The 20,343-nt window shown below is 73.1% G+C and carries 19 protein-coding genes and 1 tRNA gene; 13 read left to right on the forward strand and 7 right to left on the reverse strand.

Features of this window, described 5'->3' with window-relative positions:
* Nucleotides 1-133 precede the first annotated feature (133 nt).
* The 11 genes from BLU95_RS20995 to BLU95_RS42390 all read left to right on the forward strand — a co-directional run bounded on the left by BLU95_RS20995 (nt 134) and on the right by BLU95_RS42390 (nt 9,661).
* Entirely contained in the window at nt 134-457 is a 324-nt protein-coding gene (locus tag BLU95_RS20995) for a 2Fe-2S iron-sulfur cluster-binding protein (protein WP_093861389.1), read from the forward strand.
* On the forward strand, nt 457-1,722 hold the full coding sequence (locus tag BLU95_RS21000; protein ID WP_093861390.1) for an NAD(P)/FAD-dependent oxidoreductase: 1,266 nt from the start codon (nt 457-459) through the stop codon (nt 1,720-1,722). Before BLU95_RS20995 ends, BLU95_RS21000 begins: the two co-directional genes overlap by 1 nt.
* A gap of 332 nt (nt 1,723-2,054) precedes the next feature.
* The gene (locus tag BLU95_RS21005) at nt 2,055-2,543 is read left to right on the forward strand and encodes a PhzA/PhzB family protein (protein WP_045940585.1); all 489 of its coding nucleotides are present in this window, start codon (nt 2,055-2,057) and stop codon (nt 2,541-2,543) included.
* Between the two features lie 36 nt (nt 2,544-2,579).
* Nucleotides 2,580-3,755: a 3-deoxy-7-phosphoheptulonate synthase gene (locus BLU95_RS21010; protein WP_053649613.1), complete on the forward strand. Its 1,176-nt coding sequence runs from the start codon at nt 2,580-2,582 to the stop codon at nt 3,753-3,755.
* A gap of 96 nt (nt 3,756-3,851) precedes the next feature.
* A complete protein-coding gene (locus BLU95_RS21015) occupies nt 3,852-4,475 on the forward strand; it encodes an isochorismatase family protein (RefSeq protein ID WP_093861391.1) in 624 nt (207 codons plus the stop codon).
* Nucleotides 4,472-6,436, forward strand: coding sequence for an anthranilate synthase family protein (locus tag BLU95_RS21020; protein ID WP_093861392.1), 1,965 nt, complete (start codon nt 4,472-4,474; stop codon nt 6,434-6,436). The genes BLU95_RS21015 and BLU95_RS21020 overlap by 4 nt, the downstream gene beginning before the upstream one ends.
* 280 nt (nt 6,437-6,716) lie before the next feature.
* A complete protein-coding gene (locus BLU95_RS21025; RefSeq protein ID WP_093861393.1) occupies nt 6,717-7,553 on the forward strand; it encodes a PhzF family phenazine biosynthesis protein in 837 nt (278 codons plus the stop codon).
* A complete protein-coding gene (gene phzG / locus BLU95_RS21030; RefSeq protein ID WP_093861394.1) occupies nt 7,546-8,259 on the forward strand; it encodes a phenazine biosynthesis FMN-dependent oxidase PhzG in 714 nt (237 codons plus the stop codon). The genes BLU95_RS21025 and phzG overlap by 8 nt, the downstream gene beginning before the upstream one ends.
* 66 nt (nt 8,260-8,325) lie before the next feature.
* A complete protein-coding gene (locus tag BLU95_RS21035) occupies nt 8,326-8,808 on the forward strand; it encodes a PhzA/PhzB family protein (protein WP_030397798.1) in 483 nt (160 codons plus the stop codon).
* A 137-nt stretch (nt 8,809-8,945) separates the two neighbouring features.
* A complete protein-coding gene (locus BLU95_RS21040) occupies nt 8,946-9,482 on the forward strand; it encodes a hypothetical protein (RefSeq protein WP_231977707.1) in 537 nt (178 codons plus the stop codon).
* 23 nt (nt 9,483-9,505) lie between these two features.
* Nucleotides 9,506-9,661, forward strand: coding sequence for a hypothetical protein (locus BLU95_RS42390; protein ID WP_157855447.1), 156 nt, complete (start codon nt 9,506-9,508; stop codon nt 9,659-9,661).
* Between the two features lie 173 nt (nt 9,662-9,834).
* Here the strand turns inward: BLU95_RS42390 and BLU95_RS21045 are convergent, their stop codons facing one another.
* From BLU95_RS21045 to BLU95_RS21075, 7 genes are all read right to left on the reverse strand, one after another.
* Nucleotides 9,835-11,010 carry a hydroxymethylglutaryl-CoA synthase gene (locus tag BLU95_RS21045; protein WP_093861396.1) on the reverse strand — a complete coding sequence of 392 codons (1,176 nt, stop codon included), beginning with the start codon at nt 11,008-11,010 and terminating at the stop codon, nt 9,835-9,837.
* Nucleotides 11,011-11,012: 2 nt separating this feature from the next.
* The gene (locus BLU95_RS21050) at nt 11,013-12,071 is read right to left on the reverse strand and encodes a hydroxymethylglutaryl-coenzyme A reductase family protein (RefSeq protein WP_159424959.1); all 1,059 of its coding nucleotides are present in this window, start codon (nt 12,069-12,071) and stop codon (nt 11,013-11,015) included.
* Nucleotides 12,068-13,150 (reverse strand): type 2 isopentenyl-diphosphate Delta-isomerase, encoded by a 1,083-nt coding sequence (gene fni / locus BLU95_RS21055; RefSeq protein WP_093861397.1) that lies wholly within the window; start codon nt 13,148-13,150, stop codon nt 12,068-12,070. The genes BLU95_RS21050 and fni overlap by 4 nt, the downstream gene beginning before the upstream one ends.
* The gene (locus BLU95_RS21060) at nt 13,147-14,370 is read right to left on the reverse strand and encodes a phosphomevalonate kinase (RefSeq protein WP_231977708.1); all 1,224 of its coding nucleotides are present in this window, start codon (nt 14,368-14,370) and stop codon (nt 13,147-13,149) included. Before BLU95_RS21060 ends, fni begins: the two co-directional genes overlap by 4 nt.
* Nucleotides 14,367-15,467, reverse strand: a complete 1,101-nt coding sequence (mvaD, locus tag BLU95_RS21065) for a diphosphomevalonate decarboxylase (protein WP_093861398.1) — start codon at nt 15,465-15,467, stop codon at nt 14,367-14,369. Before mvaD ends, BLU95_RS21060 begins: the two co-directional genes overlap by 4 nt.
* Nucleotides 15,457-16,494 carry a mevalonate kinase gene (gene mvk / locus BLU95_RS21070; RefSeq protein WP_093861399.1) on the reverse strand — a complete coding sequence of 346 codons (1,038 nt, stop codon included), beginning with the start codon at nt 16,492-16,494 and terminating at the stop codon, nt 15,457-15,459. The genes mvaD and mvk overlap by 11 nt, the downstream gene beginning before the upstream one ends.
* Nucleotides 16,495-16,646: 152 nt before the next feature.
* Nucleotides 16,647-17,558 carry an aromatic prenyltransferase gene (locus BLU95_RS21075; RefSeq protein ID WP_093861400.1) on the reverse strand — a complete coding sequence of 304 codons (912 nt, stop codon included), beginning with the start codon at nt 17,556-17,558 and terminating at the stop codon, nt 16,647-16,649.
* A gap of 420 nt (nt 17,559-17,978) precedes the next feature.
* Here BLU95_RS21075 and BLU95_RS21080 point away from each other — a divergent pair.
* Nucleotides 17,979-18,051 (forward strand) — tRNA-Lys (locus tag BLU95_RS21080).
* A gap of 324 nt (nt 18,052-18,375) precedes the next feature.
* The gene (locus BLU95_RS21085; protein WP_231977709.1) at nt 18,376-20,196 is read left to right on the forward strand and encodes an LCP family protein; all 1,821 of its coding nucleotides are present in this window, start codon (nt 18,376-18,378) and stop codon (nt 20,194-20,196) included.
* The last annotated feature ends 147 nt before the right edge of the window (nt 20,197-20,343 follow it).

Below are 20,343 nucleotides of genomic sequence, written 5' to 3' on the forward strand. Positions count from 1 at the left end.
GCGGGTTGGCAGGATCGACGTTTCCTGCGGCAACCACCGGCGGCGCCGTCCTTCCTCCATTCACCCACTTGACCGGTGCCGTGTGTCGGCGTGCCCCCGTGCGCGCGCCCGGGCGCCATCGAGGAGTTCCGTCATGCCCAAGATCACGTATGTCGCCGTGGACGCGGCCGAGCGCACGATCGACGTCCAGACCGGTACCAGCGTCATGCGCGGGGCCGTCTTCAACGACATCGACGGCATCGTCGCCCAGTGCGGCGGGAATCTGCAGTGCGCCACCTGCCACGTCTACGTCGACGAGTCGACGCTCGACAAGCCGGAGCCGATCCAGCCGAACGAGAACGAGATGCTGGACTTCACCGCCTGCCCGCGCCGCCCCAACAGCCGCCTCAGCTGCCAGCTCACGGTGACCGAGGCGCTGGACGGCCTGATCGTGCACCTGCCCGAGCGGCAGAAGTGATGGCCGAGGGATCCCACCCGGACTCGGTCGTCGTCGTCGGCGCCGGCCAGGGCGGCTACCAGACGGCGGCCTCGCTGCGTGAGCACGGCTACGGCGGACGGCTCGTCCTCATCGACGCCGAGGACGAACTCCCCTACGAAAAACCACCGCTGTCCAAGGCCTACCTCAAGGGGGAGGCGGACGAGGCGCAGCTCTGGCTGCGTCCGGTCGGCTACTACGCGCGGCAGTCGATCGAACTGGTCGCCGGTTCGGTGACGGCGGTCGACCCGGCCGCCCGCACGGTCCGGCTGGCCGACGGCTCGGTGTACGAGTACGGCCACCTGGTGCTGGCCACCGGGGCGACCCCGCGGACGCTCGCCGTGCCGGGGGCCGGGCTGCGCGGCGTGCACACCCTGCGCACCGCGCAGGACGCCGCCGCCCTGCGCCGCTCGCTCGGGTCGGCCCGGCACGCGGTGGTGGTCGGGGCCGGTTTCATCGGCCTGGAGTTCGCCGCGGCGGCCCGCCGGGCCGGGTGCGAGGTGACCGTGGTCGAGGCCCTCGACCGCCCGCTGGCCAGGGTGGTCTCGGCCCGCACGGCCGAGCACTTCACCCGGCTGCACCGGCGGGAGGGCTCCCGGCTGGTCTTCGGCCAGGGGGTCGCCGCCCTGCACGGCGACGAGCGGGGCGCGGTCGCGGCGGTGGAGCTGGCCGACGGCGCCCGGCTGCCGGCCGACCTGGTGCTGGCGGGGATCGGGGTGATCCCGCGCACCGGTCTCGCGGCCGCTGCCGGGCTGCGGGTGAGCGGCGGCATCGTCGTCGACGCCCGGCTGCTGACCAGCGATCCGCACATCTCGGCGATCGGCGACTGTGCGGCGTTCCCGCAGGTGCGCTCGGGCAACCGGCTGCGGCTGGAGTCCGTGCAGAACGCGGTGGGGCACGCCGAGCTGGTGGCCGCGCGGCTGACCGGCGACAGCCGGGGCTACCGCGAGCTGCCGTGGTTCTGGAGCGACCAGTTCGCGACGACCGTGCAGATCGCCGGCCTGGACGAGGGCCACGACACCGAGGTGGTGCTCGGGGAGGACCCGGACGCGTTCTCGGTGCTGCTGTTCCGGGGCGGTGAGCTGCAGGCGGTGGAGTCGGTGAACCGGCCCACCGACCACCTCGCCTCCCGCCAGCTGCTGGACCGGGGGGTCCCGCTGAATCCGGCCGAGGCCGCCGCCCCCGGTTTCACGCTCCGGGGCCACCTCACGAGCCACCGGGGGGAGCCCGCCGTGCCCGTGGGCTGACCGGACGTCCGGTTGGCCGATACTCGCCGGGCGGGGCCCGGCCGTCGCCGCCGCCGCGCCCGCGCCGCCGCACCGGGGCGCGGGCGCCCGGCAACGGAACAATGGATTCCGAAAACATTGGCCCCACTGCTTTCAAAAGTGCGGCGGAAGAACAACCGTTTTTTTATCCCCGGACGGTTTTCGGCCATGCCCGGGGCGGGCCCGCCGGGCCCGAACCTTCACAGTTAGTTCATAAGCCGCTGTTGCGGAAACATCTGCCGGTGAGGCAGGATTCAAACAAGATCGCTTGCTTGCTCATTCACTCGTCCGAATAACAAACAGGGGATACCACCGTGCCTGAATCCGTCAGCCCGCAGGGATTCACCGACGAGGCCGAGCTGCGGCGCCTCAACCGGGCCGTCGTCGAGCGGTACATGAAGACCCTCGGCCAGGACCGGCTGCGCCGGCACGAGCTCTTCACCGAGGACGGCGTGGGCGGCCTGTGGACCACCGACACCGGTTCCCCGGTGGCCACGCACGGCCGGGACCGTCTCGGCGAGCACGCCGTCTGGTCGCTCAAGTGCTTCCCGGACTGGGAGTGGTACAACGTCGAGATCTTCGAGACCCAGGACCCGAACCGCTTCTGGGTCGAGTGCGACGGCCGCGGGAAGATCCTCTTCGGTGACTATCCCGAAGGCTGGTACGAGAACCACTTCATCCACTCGTTCGAACTGGAGAACGGGCGGATAACGCTGCAGCGGGAGTTCATGAATCCGTTCCAGCAGCTGCGGGCCCTGGGCATTCCGGTCCCCGAGATCAAGCGGACCGGAATTCCCACCTGAGAAATCAATAAATAGACCGCCGGATCGGAGTACGTCGTGGAAGACGTTATACGGGAGATTCGTATCCGCGGGGCGTTGCAACAACCCGAATGGAGCGACCTACCCCAGGTCAATCGGGTGGGCGAGGCACTGGCCTCTCGCCCTGCCCTGGTCCAGCCGGACGACCTTGCGACCTTGCGAACCCTGCTGGGAAAAGTCGCGCTCGGAGAAGCGCTCGTGCTGCAGTCCGGGGACTGCGCCGAGGATCCGCAGGAATGCACACGTCAACATGTGGCGCGGAAGTCCGCGCTGCTCGACCTGCTCGCGGGGACCCTCGGTCTGCGGACCGGAAAGCCGGTCCTGCGCGCGGGCCGTATCGCGGGGCAGTTCGCCAAGCCCCGTTCCAAGCCCACCGAAGTCATCGACGGGGTCGAACTTCCGGTCTTTCGTGGGCACATGGTGAATGGACCGGAGCCGGACCCGGAGATCCGCCGGCCCGATCCGCTGCGCATCCTCACCGGCTACATGGCGGCCGGTGACATCGTCGAGCACCTCGGCTGGCGCGACCGCGCGGCCGGCCGCGACGTGGTCGAACCCCTCGTGTGGACCAGCCACGAGGCACTGCTGCTCGACTACGAGACGCCGATGCTGCGCGTCGACGACAAGGGGCGGCTGTTCCTCGGCTCCACCCACTGGCCGTGGATCGGCGAGCGCACCCGCCAGGTCGAGGGCGCCCACGTCGCGCTGCTGTCGCAGGTGGCCAACCCGGTGGCGTGCAAGGTCGGCCCCGGCATGGAGCCCGACGAACTGCTCGCGCTGTGCGAGAAGCTCGACCCGTGGCGCGATCCGGGCCGGCTCACGCTCATCGCGCGGATGGGCGCCGAGAACGTGGCGGACCGGCTGCCGAAGCTCGTCGACGCGGTCCGCGGCGCGGGCCACCCCGTGGTCTGGCTCAGCGACCCGGTGCACGGCAACACCGTCACGGCGCCCGGCGGCTACAAGACGCGCCTGGTGGAGACGGTGGCCCTGGAGGTGTCGCGGTTCGTCGAGGCCGTGCGCGGCGCGGGCGGCGTGGCCGGTGGCCTGCACCTGGAGACCACCCCGGACGACGTGACCGAGTGCGCCTCGACCGAGGCCGACCTCGGCTCCGTCGGCGACCGGTACACCTCGTGCTGCGACCCCCGGCTCAACCCGGCCCAGGCCGTCGCCGTGGTGTCGGCCTGGACCGTCTGACCGGTCGGCCGACCCCGCGCCGCACTCCTCGCGGCACATCCTCCGCACCGCTCTGCGCGCCCCACACGCCCGCGCATCAAGCAAAGAACCGGAGCCATGACCGGCATACCCCCGATCCAGTCGTACCCGTTACCGGCCGAGGGCGAACTGCCTCCGGCCACCGTGTCCTGGACCGCCGAGGCGGACCGCGCGGTCCTCCTCGTCCACGACATGCAGCGGTACTTCCTCGAGTCCATCCCCGAGCGCACCAGGAACGAACTCGTCGGCAACGCGGCGCTGTTGCGCGACCGCTGCGCCGACCTGGGCGTCCCGGTCGCCTACACCGCCCAGCCGGGCGGCATGTCCGACGAACAGCGCGGCCTCCTCAAGGACTTCTGGGGACCCGGCATGCGCCCGGCCCCGGAGGACCGCCAGGTGGTCGACGCGCTCGCGCCGGCCCCGCAGGACTGGCTGCTCACCAAATGGCGCTACAGCGCCTTCTTCCGGACCGACCTGCTGGAGCGGATGCGCGACACCCGCCGCGACCAGCTGGTGCTCTGCGGCGTCTACGCCCACGTGGGCGTGCTGGCCACCGCGATCGAGGCCTTCACCAACGACATCCAGGTGTTCTTCGTCGCCGACGCCACGGCGGACTTCTCCGCCGAGTACCACCGGTCCGCGCTGAAGTACGCCGCCGAGCGATGTGCCCGGGTCACCACCGTCAAGGGACTGTTCGGATGACCCGCGACCTGCCCGGTGACCCCGGGCCCGACAGCGGTTCCGACAGTGGTCCCGACCTGCTCGCCGAGGTGCTGGCGGGCCGGCCGGAGGCCTTCGCGCTGCTGCACCGGCCCGGCGCGGCCGGGGGCACCGGCCCGGTGGTGGAGGTGCTGACCGGCTCGGTCGCGCTGCCCGCCACACTGGCCGGGATCCCGCTGCCCGGCGCGGAGGCGGCCGCCGCCGCGGCGCCCGTCGTCGGGGACCGGCACGAGGTGCTCGTGGTGGTCCCCTACCGGCAGCTCGCCGAGCGCGGCTTCGAGGCCGCCGACGACGGGACCCCGCTGGTGGCGATGACCGTCACCGGCCAGCAGCGGCTGCCGCTGGAGCGGGCGCTGGCCCGGATCCCGGACGTGCCGACCCCGCTGGCCGGCGGCGCCTTCGACGTCGACGACGAGGCCTACGGCGAGGTCGTGGGCCGCATCGTCAAGGAGATGATCGGTACCGGCGAGGGCGCGAACTTCGTCATCAAGCGCACCTTCGTCGCCGACATCACCGACTTCGGGCCGCTGAGCGCGCCGGCGCTGTTCCGCCGGCTGCTCGAGCGCGAGAGCGGCGCCTACTGGACCTTCCTGGTGCACACCGGCGAACGGACCCTGGTCGGCGCCTCGCCGGAGCGGCACGTCAGCCTCCGTGACGGCACCGCGGTGATGAACCCGATCAGCGGCACCTACCGCTACCCGCCGTCCGGGCCGACCCTCAGCGGGGTGCTGGAGTTCCTGGCGGACCGCAAGGAGACCGACGAGCTCTACATGGTGCTCGACGAGGAACTCAAGATGATGGCCCGGATCTGCCCGGGCGGCGGCCGGGCGGTGGGTCCCTACCTCAAGGAGATGGCCCGCCTCGCGCACACCGAGTACCTGATCGAGGGCCGGACCGATCGCGACGTGCGGGACATCCTGCGCGAGACGATGTTCGCACCCACCGTGACGGGCAGCCCGGTGGAGAGCGCCTGCCGGATCATCCACCGGTACGAGCCGGGCGGCCGCGGCTACTACAGCGGGGTGGCCGCGCTGATCGGCCGGGACGCGGCGGGGGAGCGGGTGATGGACACCGCGATCCTGATCCGCACCGCGGACATCTCCGAGCAGGGGCGGATCGGCATCGCCGTGGGCTCCACCATCGTGCGGCACTCCGACCCGGCGTCGGAGGCCGCCGAGACCCGGGCCAAGGCGGCCGGGCTGGTCGCCGCGCTCGACGGCGGGGAGCAGCGGCGCTTCGCCGGGCACCCGAGCGTGCTCAGGGCCCTGGCGTCGCGCAACGACTCCATCGCCGACTTCTGGCTCGCCGACGCCGCCTCCCGGGTCTCCGCCCGGCCCGAACTGGCCGGGCGGAGCGTGCTGGTGATCGACGCCGAGGACACCTTCACCTCGATGATCGACCAGGAGCTGCGCTCCCTGGGCCTGCGGGTCACGGTCCGCCGGTTCGACGAGGAGTACGCCTTCGAGGGCCACGACCTGGTCGTGATGGGGCCGGGGCCGGGCGATCCGCAGGAGGCCGCGCATCCCAAGATGCGGCATCTGCGGGGCGCGCTCGACACCCTGCTGGCCGAGCGCCGGCCGTTCCTCGCGGTGTGCCTCAGCCACCAGCTGCTCGGGCTGCGGCTCGGGCTGCCGATCCGGCGCCGCGCCGTGCCCAACCAGGGCGTGCAGAAGGCGGTCGACCTGTTCGGCCGGACCGAGCGGGTCGGGTTCTACAACACCTTCGCGCTGGTCGCCGGTGCGGAGGAGTTCGCCGCCGAGGGTGTCGGCCGGGTCCTGGTCAGCCGGGACCCGGAGAGCGGGGAGGTCCACGCGCTGCGCGGTCCCGGCTTCGCCTCGCTCCAGTTCCACCCCGAGTCGGTCCTGACCAGGGAGGGGCCGCGGATCGTGGCCACCGCCCTGTCCGGGCTGCTCGGCCCGGCGCGGGTCCCCGACCCCGCCTGAGCCGCCCGCCGCCCGGCACCGCCGCCGGGCGGCCGGGCCGCCCCGGACCGCCGGACCGGCGCTCTCCCCCCGTGAGTTCCGGTCCGGCACCCTCTGCCCGAGGCCGCGTCGCGCTCCGGCGCGCGGCCCGGCGCACCGCGCTGTCCGGGCGGGGCACAGCCGTGTGCCCCGCCCGGGGCGCGCCCGCGCGCCCGGCGCCCGAGGTGCGGGAGGTGCGCGCACCCCCGCCGCCGGCCCGCGGCCCGCAGTCCCCATGACGAGAACGAGAGCGGGAGGACCCATGCACAAGTACGTCGTCGTCGACGCGTTCGCGCGCCGGCCCCTCACCGGCAATCCGGTGGCGGTCTTCTTCGGGGCCGACGACCTGTCCGGCGAGCAGATGCAGCGCATCGCCCGGGAGATGAACCTCTCCGAGAGCACCTTCGTCCTCACCCCCAAGCAGGGCGGGGACCACCATGTGCGGATCTTCACTCCGGTCAACGAACTCCCCTTCGCGGGGCACCCGCTGCTCGGCACGGCGATCGCGCTGGGCGGGCACACCGAGGCCGACACGCTGCGGATCGAGACCGCGATGGGCGTCATCCCGTTCGACCTGGAGCGGGTGGACGGTCGGACCGTCGCGACCAGCATGCGCCAGCCGGTGCCGGTCTGGGAGCCGTTCGAGCGGGCCGAGGAACTGCTGTGGGCGCTCGGGGTGAGCTCCTCGACGCTGCCGGTGGAGATCTACCGCAACGGCCCGCGGCACGTCCTGGTCGGCTTCGAGAGCGTCGAGGCGCTGTCCAAGGTGGACCCGGACCACCGCGCGCTGGCCCGGTTCCCGGACATGGCGACCAACTGCATCGCGGGCTCCGGGACCAGCTGGCGCAACCGCATGTTCTCGCCCGCGTACGGGGTCGTGGAGGACGCCGCGACCGGCTCCGCCGCCGGGCCCATCGCCATCCACCTGGCCCGGCACGGCCTGGGCGTCTACGGCCGGCGCATCGAGATCACCCAGGGCGTCGAGATCGGCCGCCCTTCGCCGATGGGCGCGCTGGTGCACGGCGAGGGCGACCGCGTCGACAGCGTCGAGGTCTCGGGCCACGGTGTCGTCACCATCGAAGGAGTGCTGCATGTCTGACCAGTCCGTCCAGTCCGTCCGGTCCGGTGGGTCCGGCGGGTCCCAGCCGGCCGCCCAGCCCGACCGGAAGCGGTCCGAGTCGCTGACCGGGACCGTCGCGCTCGAGTTCCCCGAGTTCCGCACCCCGCCGGCCGAGCCGATGGGCCTGCTGAACTCCTGGCTGGCGGCCGCGGCCGAGCACGGCGTGCGGGAGCCCCGCGCGCTCGCGCTGGCCACCGCCGACGCCCGGGGCCGCAGCTCGTCCCGGATCCTGGTGATCAACCGGATCACCGAGGCCGGGCTCGTCTTCGCCACCCACGCCGACAGCCAGAAGGGCCGGGAGCTGGCGGAGAACCCCTGGGCGTCCGGTGTCCTGTACTGGCGCGAGACCAGCCAGCAGATCGTGCTGGCCGGCCCGGTGCGGCGGCTGCCCGACGCCACGGCGGAGGAACTGTGGGCGGCCAGGGCGGTGTTCACCCACCCGATGACCACGGTGTCCCGGCAGAGCCGCCCGGTGGAGGACCTCGAGCACTTCGAGGAACTGCGGGCGAAGGCGCTGGAACTGGGCCGGCCGCGGCAGCCGCTGCCCCGCCCCGCGTCCTACGTGGCCTTCGAACTCGTGCCCGACGCCCTGGAGTTCTGGGCCGACGGCACCGACCGGCTGCACGAGCGGCTGCGCTACGACCGCACCGCCGACGGCTGGGGGATCAGCCGGCTCCAGCCCTGACCCCCCGCGCGGCCCGCCGCGCACCCCGACCGGCCCCCGACCGGCCCCGACTCCCGAGGAGATGTCATGACCTCGCCACAGATCTTCACCGACCACCACGACCTGCGCGCCCGCAACCGCCGGGCCGTCGAGCAGTACCTGGAGACCGGCCCGGAGGCCCGGCTGCGCCGCTACACCCTCTACACCGAGGACGGCACCGCCGCGCTCTTCTACACCGACATCGGCCGGCCGATCGTCGTCACCGGCCGGGAGAAGCTCAAGCGGCACAACGAGCTCTCGCTCGAAGTCCTGCCCGACTGGCGGTGGTTCGACGTCCACGTGTACGAGACCCAGGATCCGGGCCAGGTCATGGTCGAGTGCGACGGCGAGGGCACCATCCGCTTCCCCGGCTACCCCGAGGGCCACTACCGCAACCACTTCATCCACGGATTCACGCTCCGGGACGGCCTCATCGCCGCCAGCCGCGAGTACACCAACCCGATCGAGCACATGAAGTCGCTCGGCATCGAGACCCCGCACATCAGGCGGGACTGGATTCCCACCGACTGACCCGTCGGGCAGGGAGTCCGGGGGCCGGACGCGCGCACGAAGGAGATTCGATGGAGTTCCACTCGTGTCCCAGGAACCACGGACGGGAGGTTCCCGCGGCCGCGGGGTCCGTCCTCTGCGGCCCGTGCATCAGGCAGTTGGAACACACCCTGCGGGCCCTCCCGGAGCTGCACCGGGAGTGCCTGCACCACATCCAGACCGAGCCCCGGCGGCGCAACCCGACCCGGGTCTCCGGGAGCCGTCGCCGGGACCGGCTGAACCTGTCCGCGATCGACGCCCGCAACAACATCGTGGCGATCCTGGAGTCCTGGTCGCGGTTCGCCGCCGAGCGGCTCGGCACCACCGCGGTGCTCCGCTCGGTGCCGCACCTGACCCGGTTCCTCGGCCGCCACCTGGACTGGCTCACCGCACAGCCGCCGGCCGCCGACTTCGCCGACGAGATCGAGGACCTGCGGCTCGAACTGCTCGACGCGATCGACCCCGAGGCCGGCGACCGCGCGGTGCCCACCCGGGCCTGCGTGGTGGACGGCTGCCCCGGGACGATCGACGCCTCACCGCAGCACCACAACGGGGGACGGACCAGCGTCGGCTGCTCGTCCGGACATTCATGGGGGATTCGCGAATGGCTCACGCTACGGCACCTCTTGGACCAACGGCGGACGGCGGCCGTCTGAGCCGGCCGCCCAGACACCGGCTCGTGCCGACGAACGTGGCCGCGCTCGCCGCGGGCGTCTCGGAGGCGACCATCCGCAAGTGGGTCAGCCGCGGCAAGATCACCCGCTACGGCACACCGGGCCGCTCGGAGTTCGACATCCAGGAACTCACCGAGATCGCGCTGCGCCGCCGGTCCTGACCGGCCACCGGGTGCCGAACCGGCGCGACGACCCCGCGGATCCATTGCCGGGCGGGCGGGAACACCGCCCGTCAACGGATCCGCGGGTGCTCCGGGACCGGCCGCGCACGGCGGCCGGGGCGCCCGGCCGGGGGCCGGGGACTCTCCACGGAGAGTCCCCGGCCCCTTCGCCGTCAGCGCTTCTGGTAGATCCGCTTGTGCCCGCCGATGCCCGCCAGCCGGAACGGCCCGGTGGTCCCGGCCGGGGTCGGGTGCTCGCCGCCGTCGGTCGGGAAGCCCCACTCGTGCAGCTCGCGGTAGCGGTCGTAGCCGATCGGCCGCCGGCGCTCGACCGCCTCCCGGTGCGCCTCCGTCCGCAGGTGCTCCCGGTAGCCGGGCACCACCGTCCCGGCGAAGAACTCCGCGACGCTGCCCGAGCCGTAGCTGAGGAAGCCCACCGCCTGCCCGTCGAGGTCCTCCGCCCCGTCGAGCAGCGCGGCCAGGCCCAGGTACACCGACGCGGTGTAGCTGTTGCCGATCACCGCGTTGTACCCGGTGGTGCGCCCGAGGGCCCGCTCGACGGCGGCCTCGTCGGTGTCGTGCCCGGCGGAGTTCAGCAGGTGCCGGTGCGCCTTGTAGGCCATCTTCGTGAACGGCTGGTGGTAGCAGAAGGCGCCGAAGTCCTCCAGCGGCCGGCCGCCCTGCTCGGAGTAGTCCTTCCAGGTGCCCTGCACCGCCTGGAGGTAGGCGCCGATCGACTCCTGGCCGTCGACCAGTGCCGCGTCGCGGTAGTTCGGCCGCCAGAAGTCCATCACGTCCGCGGTGAACAGGCCCGAGGGTTCCTCGATCCGCACCAGCGCCGGGTCCGCGGTGACCAGCATCGCCACGGCGGCCGCGCCCTGGGTCGCCTCGCCGGGGCTGTCCAGCTCGTACTTGGAGATGTCGCTCGCCACCACCAGGACCTTCTGGGACGGGTCGCGGTGGATCAGGCCGAGGGCGAACTGCAGGGCCGCGGTGGCGCCGTAGCAGGCCTGCTTGAGCTCGACCACCCGGGTCGCCGACGGCAGGCCGAGCAGCGAGTGCACGTACACGCCGGCGGCCTTCGCCTGGTCGATCGAGGACTCGGTGGCGAACACCAGGGTCCGGATCCCGTCCGTGCCGTGCCGGGCGACGATCGGGGCGGCGGCCGCCGCGCCCAGGGTGACGATGTCCTCGTCGGCGGCCGGCACGCTCATCGACCGCTGGCCGATGCCCGTGTGGTACTTGCCGACCGGGGTGCCGTTGTACTCCGCGAGCGCGGTGTGCGGCAGCACGAACTCGGTGGTCGCGAACGACAGATCGTGGATTCCGACAGTGGCCCCGTTGGACATACCTAAACTCCGACCTTCTCCGTGGTGCCGCGTTCCAGGTGGACGTGGGCGCGCATCAGCTCGCCCGGGTTGGTCTGCGCCGCGAGCAGCGACAGCTCGCCGCAGAGCACGGTCGCGGCCGCGATCACGGCGAGCCGGCGGGCGTTCTCGCCGGACCCGCGGTCGGCCCGGCAGCCCAGCCGGGCCAGATTGGTCTCCACGAAGGCGAGCCCCTTGCCGTTGCCGACCGTGCCGACGATCAGGTTCGGCAGGGTGCAGGCGAAGTACAGGTCGCCGTCGCGGTCCTCGGCCATCACGACGCCCTGCGAGCCCTCGACGATGTTGGCCGCGTCCTGGCCGGTCGCCAGGTAGAAGCCGAGCAGCATGTTCGCGAAGTGGGCGTTCGCCGAGCGGATGCCGCCGGCGAGCAGGGTGCCGAGCATGTTCTTGCGGATGTTCAGCTGGACGATCTTCGCCGCGGTGGTGTGCAGCACCCCGCTGACGACCTCGCGCGGCACCAGCAGCTCGGTCACCACGTTCTTGCCCCGGCCCAGGATGCCGTTGACCGCGGTGGCCTTCTTGTCGGTGCAGTAGTTGCCGGAGATCGACCCGTAGGAGATGCCGGGGACGGTCCGCAGCAGGTGCTGCAGCAGCACGTCGGAGGCCAGGGTGGCCATGTTGTGCCCGGAGGCGTCGCCGGTGGTGAACTCGAACCGGACGAACAGCAGGTTGGCGTTGATCTCGTGCCGGACGCCGACGAGTTCGGCGAACCGGCTGCAGCCGCGCACCACCTCCTGCAGTTCCTCGAAGCGGTCCCGGATGCTCCGGGCGGCGGCCAGCGCCGTCCCCGCGTCGGTCGCCTCGACCAGCACCGAGCGGGTCATCCGCTCGTCCACCAGGGTGGCGACGATGCCGTGCTCGGCGAGCATCGAGACCTTGGCGCCCCGGCCCACCGAGGGCCACAGCGGCGACTCGTAGGTGGCCAGCGGGACATGGGTCTCGGTGGTGGTGACGTTGCCCGAGATGCGCAGCGGACCCACCCAGCGCATCGGGACGCCGGCGATGGCGTGGTCCTCGGTCATCGGATGCCTCCGGTGGTGGTGGTCCCGGCGGCGGAACGCCGGGCGAACTGCGCGGTGTCGATACCGCGGTCGGCGCAGAACTCGCGCAGGGTGCCCTGGATCAGCAGGTCCCGGCCGGTCAGCGCGGCCGGGGTGGCCGCGCCGAGCATGGTCATCAGCGCCGCCAGCTGGTCCAGCCAGCTGGACAGCTGGGCGACCAGCGCCTCCACGCCCTCGTCCATCAGGGTGCGCAGGAAGGTGCCGGACGCCCCGACACCGTGGGCGCCGAGCGCCAGGGCCCGGGCCACGTCGAGCGGGTGGCGCACACCGCCGGAGGCCAGCACCGGCAGGTCCACGTCCCGGCTGTCCAGCAGGCACGCGGCGGTGGACAGGCCCCAGCCCTCCAGGAAGGTGTAGTCGCGCAGGTCGCGGCGGCCGTTCTCGATCCGGGCGAAGTCGGTGCCGCCCCGGCCGCCGAGGTCCGCCACCCGGACGCCGAGGTCGCGCAGGACCAGGACGGTCTCCCGGCTGAGGCCGAAGCCGACCTCCTTGACGATGACGGGGACATCCACGCCCTCCACGATCCGGCCGATCTGCGGCACCCAGGCGGAGAAGGAGCGGTCGCCCTCCGGCATCACCGTCTCCTGGACGGTGTTGATGTGGATCTGCAGCGCGTCGGCCTTCAGCAGGTCGACGGCGCGGCGCGCCTTCTCGACCGAGGCGGTGGCGTTGACGTTGGCCAGGACGAAGCCGTCCGGGTTCTCCTCGCGCAGCACGCTGAAGGTGCCGGCGCAGGACTCGTCCTTGAAGTAGGCGCTCATCGAGCCGGACGCGATCGGCACCCCGGTCTCCCGGGCGGCGATCGCGAGGTCCCGGTTGATTCTGCCGGTCATCTCGCTGCCGCCGGTCATCGCGTTGATGTACAGCGGGACCGGCCAGGAGAAGCCGGCGAACTCCGTGGCCAGCGACACCTCGGGGCGGTCGATCCCGGCCAGGGCGTGGTGGACGAACGACACCTCGTCGAACTGGTTGCGCCCGACGTGGCCGTGCTGCTGCTCGACCGCGAGCCGGACGTGGTCGTCCTTGCGTTGAGAGATCATTCCTCGTTCCCTTCCGTGGCGGGACGCAGGTCCAGGGGTCGCACCCCGGCCGCGGCCCACCGTTCCCGTAGGTGGTCGATGTCCGGCGGGGCTCCGGTGGCCCCGGCCCGGGAGTGGTGGGACGCGGCGGTACCCGGGGCGGTCCGGGTGGCCGGGGCGTCCTGGGTGTTCGGCGCGTCGTGGGTGTTCGGTGCGGACGGCACCTCCAGCAGGGCGATGCCGCAGTCGCCGCCCCCCGCGCCGGAGGGCTTGGCCGCCCCGCCGACGGCCTCGGCGATGTCGCACAGCGCCGTCAGGGCGGGTGTGAAGACACCGAGCCCGGCCTCCTCGTCGAGCCGGGCCAGCTCCCGGCGGGCGCGCCGGACGCTGTCCAGCAGCGCGGGCCGGTCGCCGTGCTCGAGCGCGTCGGCGGCGGCCCGCACCAGATCGGCGCTGGCGGCCACGAACCGGCGGTGCGGCGGGGTGCCTCGCCAGGCCCGGCGGTGCAGCCCGGACACCAGTTCCGAGGTGGAGGCGGGGGTGCCGGTCCAGCCGACCTCCAGCGCCACCCCCGGGGGCGGCGGCAGCCGGCGCACCTCGAAGCCCGGCCAGGGTTCCGCCAGTGCCCCGGCCACCCCCCGCCGGCGGACCAGGTCGAGCACGGCGCCCCGGTCGGGCGCCCGGTAGGCGATCCAGCCGCCCCAGGTGCTGGCGGCCAGGTCGCCGCCGGAGCCCTTGGGGTCGAGTTCGGCCGAGGCCAGCAGCGCCAGCCGGTACCGCTCCTCGGCCGACAGCGTCAGCCCGCAGTGCGCGGCCACCGCCGTGACGGTCGCCACGGTCACCGCGCCGCTCGAGCCGAGGCCGAACTTGACCCCGTCCCGGTGCAGCTCGCTGCTGATCGCGATGTCCAGCTCCGGTGCCGGGCGGCCGTGTTCGGCCAGCAGCCGGGTGACGGTCCGGAGCGCGGCCAGCACATGGGCCAGCTCCCGGCGGGCCCGGTCGGCGTCCTCGACCCCGACCGGGTCGAGCCCCTCGCCCCGGCGGAGCCAGCGCACCGGCGCCGCGAGGAGGTCGGAGGAGACCAGCGTCCCCTCCCCGGCGGGCTCGGTGACGGTGGCGGTGACCCGGCGGTCGACCGCCACCAGGATCGCCGGGTTGCCCGGCTCCACCACCGCGTACTCGCCCGCGACGAACAGCTTGCCCGGCGCGCGCCGGACCACCGGAGGGCGGCCGGTGCTCACGCGTCCGCGTCCCGCAGCCGGGCGCCCGGTCCGGGGCCGGCGATGTGCACCGAACCGCCGCGGACGGCCTCGCGGACCACCCCGGCCACCCGCTCCGCCTCGGACCGCCGGCAGAGCACCTTGACGTTGGGGCCGGCGTCCATGGTCGCCCAGGCCGACACCCCGCCGCGGCGCAGCTCCAGCACCGCGTCCAGCACGGTCAGGGTGGCCGCCGAGAGGTAGCGCACCGCCGGGCGGGCCGCCAGCATGGTGGCGTGCATCCCGAGCGCGTTGCGCTCGGCGACCTCGCCCACCGCGTCCAGGTCGGCCCGCCGCAGCGCCTCCCGCATCTCGGCCAGGTCGGCCTGGCTGGAGGCGGCCCACGGCCGGTACAGCGGCGAGGTGGCGACGGTGCGCCGCATCGCCTCGCGGCTGGACACCGCCTTCGGGCCGGCGTCGACCACCGCGACCACCAGCGCCGGGTCCAGCGCGGCCACCGGCACCGGGACCGGCTCGGCGTAGGAGCCGAGGTCGGGGTCGCCGCCGCGGTCCGGCTGCCCGGCGTGCCAGACCGCGAACCCGCCGAAGACGGAGCGCGAGGCCGATCCGGAGCCGCGCCGGGCCAGCCGGGACAGCCCGGTGGCGTCCAGGCCGAGTCCGTACGCGGCGCCGGCGGCGGTCGCCAGTGCGGCGAAGCCGCTCGCGGAGGAGGCCAGTCCGGCGCCGGTGGGGACGGTGTTGCGGGTTTCCACGACGGCCCGCAGCGGGCTTCCGGCGCGTTCCCTGACCAGGTCGAGGAAGGCCGTCACCCGGCGGCGCGGCTCGCCCTCCAGGGGCGCGCCGTCGAGCGTCACGGTGTCCTCGGCGGCCCCGGGGTCGAGCCGGACCCGGGTGGTGGTCGGGAACACGTCCAGGGTCATCGAGAGGCTGTCGGTCCAGGGCAGGACGAGCCGCTCGTCCCGCTTGCCCCAGTACTTGACCAGCGCGATGTTCGGATGGGCGACGGCGGTGGCGTCCCCGGCGGCGTTCCCGGTGCTCCCGGCGGTGCTCCCGGTGCTTGCCGTGACTCCGGTGCCGGGGTGCGGTCGGTCGGTGGCGGTCGGCTGCTCAGCGGCCATGGCCGGGGTACTCCCTCAGCGGTACGGACCAGGTCTGGACGGCGCCGGCGGCGAGCAGCGCGCGGGTGACCTCCGCGGCCGACTCCTCGGTGGCCAGCGCGATCACGCAGCCGCCCATGCCACCGCCGGTGATCTTGGCGCCGAGCCCGCCGGCGGCCAGCGCGGCCGACACCATCCCGTCGATCCGGTCGGTGCTCAGGCCGCCAGCGCGGAGCAGCTCGTGGTAGTCGGTGAGTTGGGCGCCGAGCTGTTCGGGCCGGCCCTCGGCGAGCGCCGTCCGGGCCGTCGCGGTCAGGTCGGTGGCCCGGCGCAGGAAGTCCTCCTGGGTCCCCGGCCGCTGCCGGAAGCCCTCGCGGAGCAGTTCGACGGCGTCCTTGGTGCGGCCCGCCACGCCGCTGTCGGCGACGATGAACAGACCGTCGCAGCCGATCGGCAGCTCCTCCGCCCGCCCTGCCCGGAACAGCAGCGGGGCGCTCGCGCCGACGGCCATCGCGTCGACGCCGCTGGCCCGGCCGTGCGCGACGTTCTCGGCGGTCTGCACCAGGTCGAACGCCTGCTGCGGGGTGACCTCGCGCTCGAACAGGTCGGCCAGCGCGTGCACCACGGCCCGTGCGCAGGCGGCGCTGGAGCCGAGGCCGCGGCCGACCGGGATCGCGCAGTCGATGATCACATCGAGGTGCAGGCGGTCGGGCACGCCCATGGCGGCCCGGAACTCGGCGGTCAGCCGGTGCAGTCCGCCGGAGGCCTGGGCGGCCCCCGGCCGGGACTCGGATCCGGTCATGGTGAGGGAGAAGTCGTCCGGGTCGGCCGGGGACTGCGCGGAGTACCCGGCGGTGGCGGTGACGCCCAGCTGCGGGAGCGGGAGGGCGAGCGCCGGAGCTCCGTAGACGACCGCGTGCTCACCCAGCACGATCGCCTTGGCCCGGGCCCGGCCGGTGCCGACCGGCCGGGCGCCGCGGTTCTCCGACAACCCCTCGGGTGCGGCGGGTAGGGACAACGAACTCAGCTCCCCGTTTCGTTTCTGCATGGAGATCGCTCATCCAGAGTTCTCGGAAGGAAGGAATCCGGTGGCGGGACCGAAAAGGGCCTGCCGGGGACCCGGTTCGGGTCCCCGGCAGGCCCGGGGTGGTGCGGGTGCCGCAGGGGTGCGGATGCCGCGGGTCGCGACTCGGCGACGGCCTACGACTCGGCGACGAGCATCTTCTCGACCGGCCGCCGCCACTGGTAGTACGACTGGATCTTGTGGTACTCGCCCTTGGGCGTGACCGTCACGCCGTAGACGAAGTTGCGGCCCTCGGTGCTGTACGGAGCCTCCTGGACCAGCCGGGTGATCTGCGGGGCGACGGTCACCGGCAGCGCCAGCGGCTCGGGCGTCATCACGGAGTAGGTGATCCGCGAGATCTTGGGGGAGTCCCAGCTCAGCGTGGCGTACATGACGAACGCCTTCTCGTTGAACGTCAGCAGCTCCTCGCTCGGGGCCGGCAGGCCCAGTTCGGCGAGCATCGCGCGGACGCCCGCGGGGGCGAAGGTCTCCCGCGGCACCCGGCCGGAGGCGCCGCCGCCGAAGTAGAGGTTGACCGTCCGGCTGCCGTAGTCGATGCCGACGGTGCTGACGATGTCCGACAGGCCGTAGCGGTCGAAGACGTCGAGGTTGGCGGTGATGCCCGCCGGGGCCGACGGCAGCGCGGCGACCTCGCGGACCGTCAGCAGCCGCTCGACGGTGGGGAAGGACCAGGTCTTGGTGAACCCGGCCCGGACGCCGAAGTCGACGCCGCAGCTGTCGATCGGGAGCTCGCCGTGGACCTCGGCCAGCAGCTTGCCGACGGGATGGTCGGTCTTCTCGGTCAGGCCGTTCGCCAGCGCGACGGCGTAGGGGTCGAGCCCCCGGGGGAGCATGGTGAACCGGCAGTCGAGGTCATCGGCACCGAGCGGGCTGTTCTGCACCCGGAAGGAGATCACCGACTCCGGCAGCACGTCCTGGTAGGCGGTCAGGACCGGCCACACCGTCTCGCGCTCGAAAGGTACGTCCACCACGCGGGCGGTTCCCTCGACGGCCGCGTAGAAGTTCTCCAGGAAGGCGCTTTCCGACATTCTTCTTCCACCTGTCCAATCGTGGCGTCTGTGTGGAGCGGGGGGGTTCGTCGCGGGTCGTGCACGCCGCGACGTCGCACAGCCGTCAGCCGCGGGCCGGGCACCCGTGCCGGGATCGGGGCGGGTGCGTACGCCGAGGCACACGCGGGTGACGGACGAACCGAGGGGAATCACCGCCGTGCCGACCGAAGACCTGGTCCGACCTGCGGGGACCGGCGGTTCTGGCACTCAACACCCGCCCCCGGAACGGGTTTTGGGCAGGGTGGGCGTGCAGAAATAGTGACACGCGGTCCGCCCGGGGGCCAAGGCTCCCGGAAAGTGACCTGGGTCACGCTCCCCGCGGCCGATCCCGGGACCCCGGACGCGGGGCGGTATTCGGCGGCACCGGGCGGCCCGGTCTGGCATGATGTCCACGGTGTCGGGGTGCTAGCTCAATGGGTAGAGCAGCGGACTTTTAATCCGTAGGTTCAGGGTTCGAGCCCCTGGCGCCCCACCGACGCGAAAGGCCCGGGCCGGAGACCTCCGACCCGGGCCTCCGTCGTTCCACCGGCGCCGAAGGGTGCCGAGGGTGCCGGAGGGCGCGGCCGGTGACGCAGAGCATGCGAACGATGCGTTCTGACGATCGGTTTGTATGATCCAAACCGGGTTCGTTGGGGGACATCGGACCCGCACGGAGGGCCGTGGACGGCGCGGCCGGGGGCGTTCGTCGGTTATTGCGACCGTCGTACGTGCAACCCGGGAGCGGTCTCGACCGTCTCTCTGTGTGCAGTGCGTCCGGTCGTAGTGGGCGCAGCGTCCGCCGGTGAAAGGTTCAGGCATGTCAGGTCAGTGGGGCGAGGGTCCGGCTCGCGGTGACGACGCGCCCGGTGCGCTCACGGCCGACGGTGCCGCCGGCGGTATGCCCGGTGCCCCGGTGCCCGGGCCCCGGGCCGGTGGCCGCGCCGAGGCCCGACGGGCCGCCCAGGGCAAACAGGGCCAGGCCGCCAAGGCCGGTCCGGCCAAGGCCGGGCCGCCCCCGGCCGGTGGCGGCGGACGGGCCGCGGCCAGGGCGGCCGCCCGCAAGCCGAAGCGGGACGTCAAGAAGATCGTCGCCTGGTCCGCCGCCGGTGTGCTGGTGCTGCTGGCGGGCGCCGGCGGGCTCATCTACTACCAGCTGAACGGCAACATCAAGTCCTTCGACGCGGACGCGATCGCCAAGGACCGCCCGCCGGAGGCGCAGGCCGACGCGGACGGCAACAAGCCCGTCAACCTGCTGCTGATCGGCTCCGACAGCCGGGGCAAGAACAACTCCGACCTCGGCGGCGGCGAGGACGGCGGAGCCCGCTCGGACACCACGATCCTGCTGCACGTCTACGCCGACCACAAGCACGCGGTGGGAATTTCGATACCGCGCAACGCGATGGTGGCCATACCGTCCTGCAAGCTGCCCAACGGCAAGTGGACCAAGGGTTCGAACAGCGACCTGTTCAACGCGGCCTTCTCCACCGGCGGCACCGACGAGGGCAACCCCGCCTGCACCCAGAACACCGTGGAGAAGCTCACCGGGATCCGGGTCGACCACACCATGGTGGTGGACTTCCAGGGCTTCTCGGCGATGACCAAGGCGGTCGACGGCGTGGACGTCTGCCTGCCCGAGGACATCTACGAGAAGGACCTCAACGAGAAGCTGCCCGCCAAGGGCGCCGTGGTCCTGAAGAAGGGCCCGCAGAAGGTGGAGGGCCAGCCGGCGCTCGACTACGTGCGGCTGCGGCACGGCATCGGCGACGGCTCCGACATCGGCCGGATGAAGCGGCAGCAGGCCTTCATCAGCTCACTGGCGTCCAAGATCAAGAAGCAGGGGCTCAACCCGACCACCCTGCTGCCGCTCGCCAACGCCGCCACCAGCTCGCTCACCGTCGACCCCGGCCTCGACAGCGCCGACAAGCTGATGTCCTTCGGCCTCTCGCTGCGCAACATCGACCTGCACGACCTCAAGTTCGTCACCCTGCCCTGGCGCTACCGCACCGTGGACGCCAACATCGACATCGTCCAGGCGGACGCCAAGAAGCTCTGGGACACCCTCAAGGCCGACCAGACCATCGACGGCCAGAACGCCACCGGCGAGCAGCCCGCGGAGGCCCCCTCCCCGACCGCCCCGCCGGCCGTGGCGGCGACCACCGCGTCCACCCCGGCGGCCGTGGCGCACGCCGCCGCGGCCGGCTCCCCGCTCGCCGACACCAAGAGCATCAAGGTGTCGGTCTACACCGGCACCAGCGCCACCGGCATGGCCGGCAAGGCGGCCGAGCAGCTGAAGGCGGCCAAGTTCACCGCCACCGCCGTCGGCCGGGCGGACAACCTCAAGTACACGACCACGATGGTCCAGTACGGCTCCGGGCAGAAGGCGAACGCGGAGAAGGTCGCCGCGGTCTTCCCCGGCGCGGTGGTCGAGCCCGGCACCTCGGCCGGTATCACCGTGATCGTCGGCAAGGACTTCGCGGCGGCCAACGGCGCCACCGCCCCGGGCGCCTCCGGCAGCGCCTCGGGGGCGGCCCCGTCCGCCCCCGCCGTGCCCCAGCCGCTGCCCAGCAGCATCGTCGCCGACGCCCGCTCGGCGGACGACAACATCTGCGACAACACCACCTACGGCTCCGGCGGCTGATCCGCCCCGGCCCCGGTCCTCGCGCGCACCTCCGCCCCGGACTTCCCCCGGTCCCCACGCTCCCCCCGGGCCCGGGGGGAGCGTGGTGCCCCGGACGCATCCCGGGCCCCGGGCGGCCCGGCCGGGCCCGCCGCGCCGCCCGTTCCC

The organism is Streptomyces sp. TLI_053, from assembly GCF_900105395.1.
GTDB lineage: Bacteria > Actinomycetota > Actinomycetes > Streptomycetales > Streptomycetaceae > Kitasatospora.

Coding starts and splice junctions, on each gene's coding strand:
- BLU95_RS21050 (WP_159424959.1), bottom strand. CDS start 12,071: ATGACCGAGGACCACGCCATCGCCGGCGTCCCGATGCGCTGGGTGGGT.
- phzG (WP_093861394.1), top strand. CDS start 7,546: ATGTCTGACCAGTCCGTCCAGTCCGTCCGGTCCGGTGGGTCCGGCGGG.
- BLU95_RS21035 (WP_030397798.1), top strand. CDS start 8,326: ATGACCTCGCCACAGATCTTCACCGACCACCACGACCTGCGCGCCCGC.
- BLU95_RS21000 (WP_093861390.1), top strand. CDS start 457: ATGGCCGAGGGATCCCACCCGGACTCGGTCGTCGTCGTCGGCGCCGGC.
- mvaD (WP_093861398.1), bottom strand. CDS start 15,467: ATGGCCGCTGAGCAGCCGACCGCCACCGACCGACCGCACCCCGGCACC.
- BLU95_RS21025 (WP_093861393.1), top strand. CDS start 6,717: ATGCACAAGTACGTCGTCGTCGACGCGTTCGCGCGCCGGCCCCTCACC.
- mvk (WP_093861399.1), bottom strand. CDS start 16,494: ATGCAGAAACGAAACGGGGAGCTGAGTTCGTTGTCCCTACCCGCCGCA.
- BLU95_RS21085 (WP_231977709.1), top strand. CDS start 18,376: ATGTCAGGTCAGTGGGGCGAGGGTCCGGCTCGCGGTGACGACGCGCCC.
- BLU95_RS21020 (WP_093861392.1), top strand. CDS start 4,472: ATGACCCGCGACCTGCCCGGTGACCCCGGGCCCGACAGCGGTTCCGAC.
- BLU95_RS20995 (WP_093861389.1), top strand. CDS start 134: ATGCCCAAGATCACGTATGTCGCCGTGGACGCGGCCGAGCGCACGATC.
- BLU95_RS21045 (WP_093861396.1), bottom strand. CDS start 11,010: ATGTCCAACGGGGCCACTGTCGGAATCCACGATCTGTCGTTCGCGACC.
- BLU95_RS21015 (WP_093861391.1), top strand. CDS start 3,852: ATGACCGGCATACCCCCGATCCAGTCGTACCCGTTACCGGCCGAGGGC.
- fni (WP_093861397.1), bottom strand. CDS start 13,150: ATGATCTCTCAACGCAAGGACGACCACGTCCGGCTCGCGGTCGAGCAG.
- BLU95_RS21075 (WP_093861400.1), bottom strand. CDS start 17,558: ATGTCGGAAAGCGCCTTCCTGGAGAACTTCTACGCGGCCGTCGAGGGA.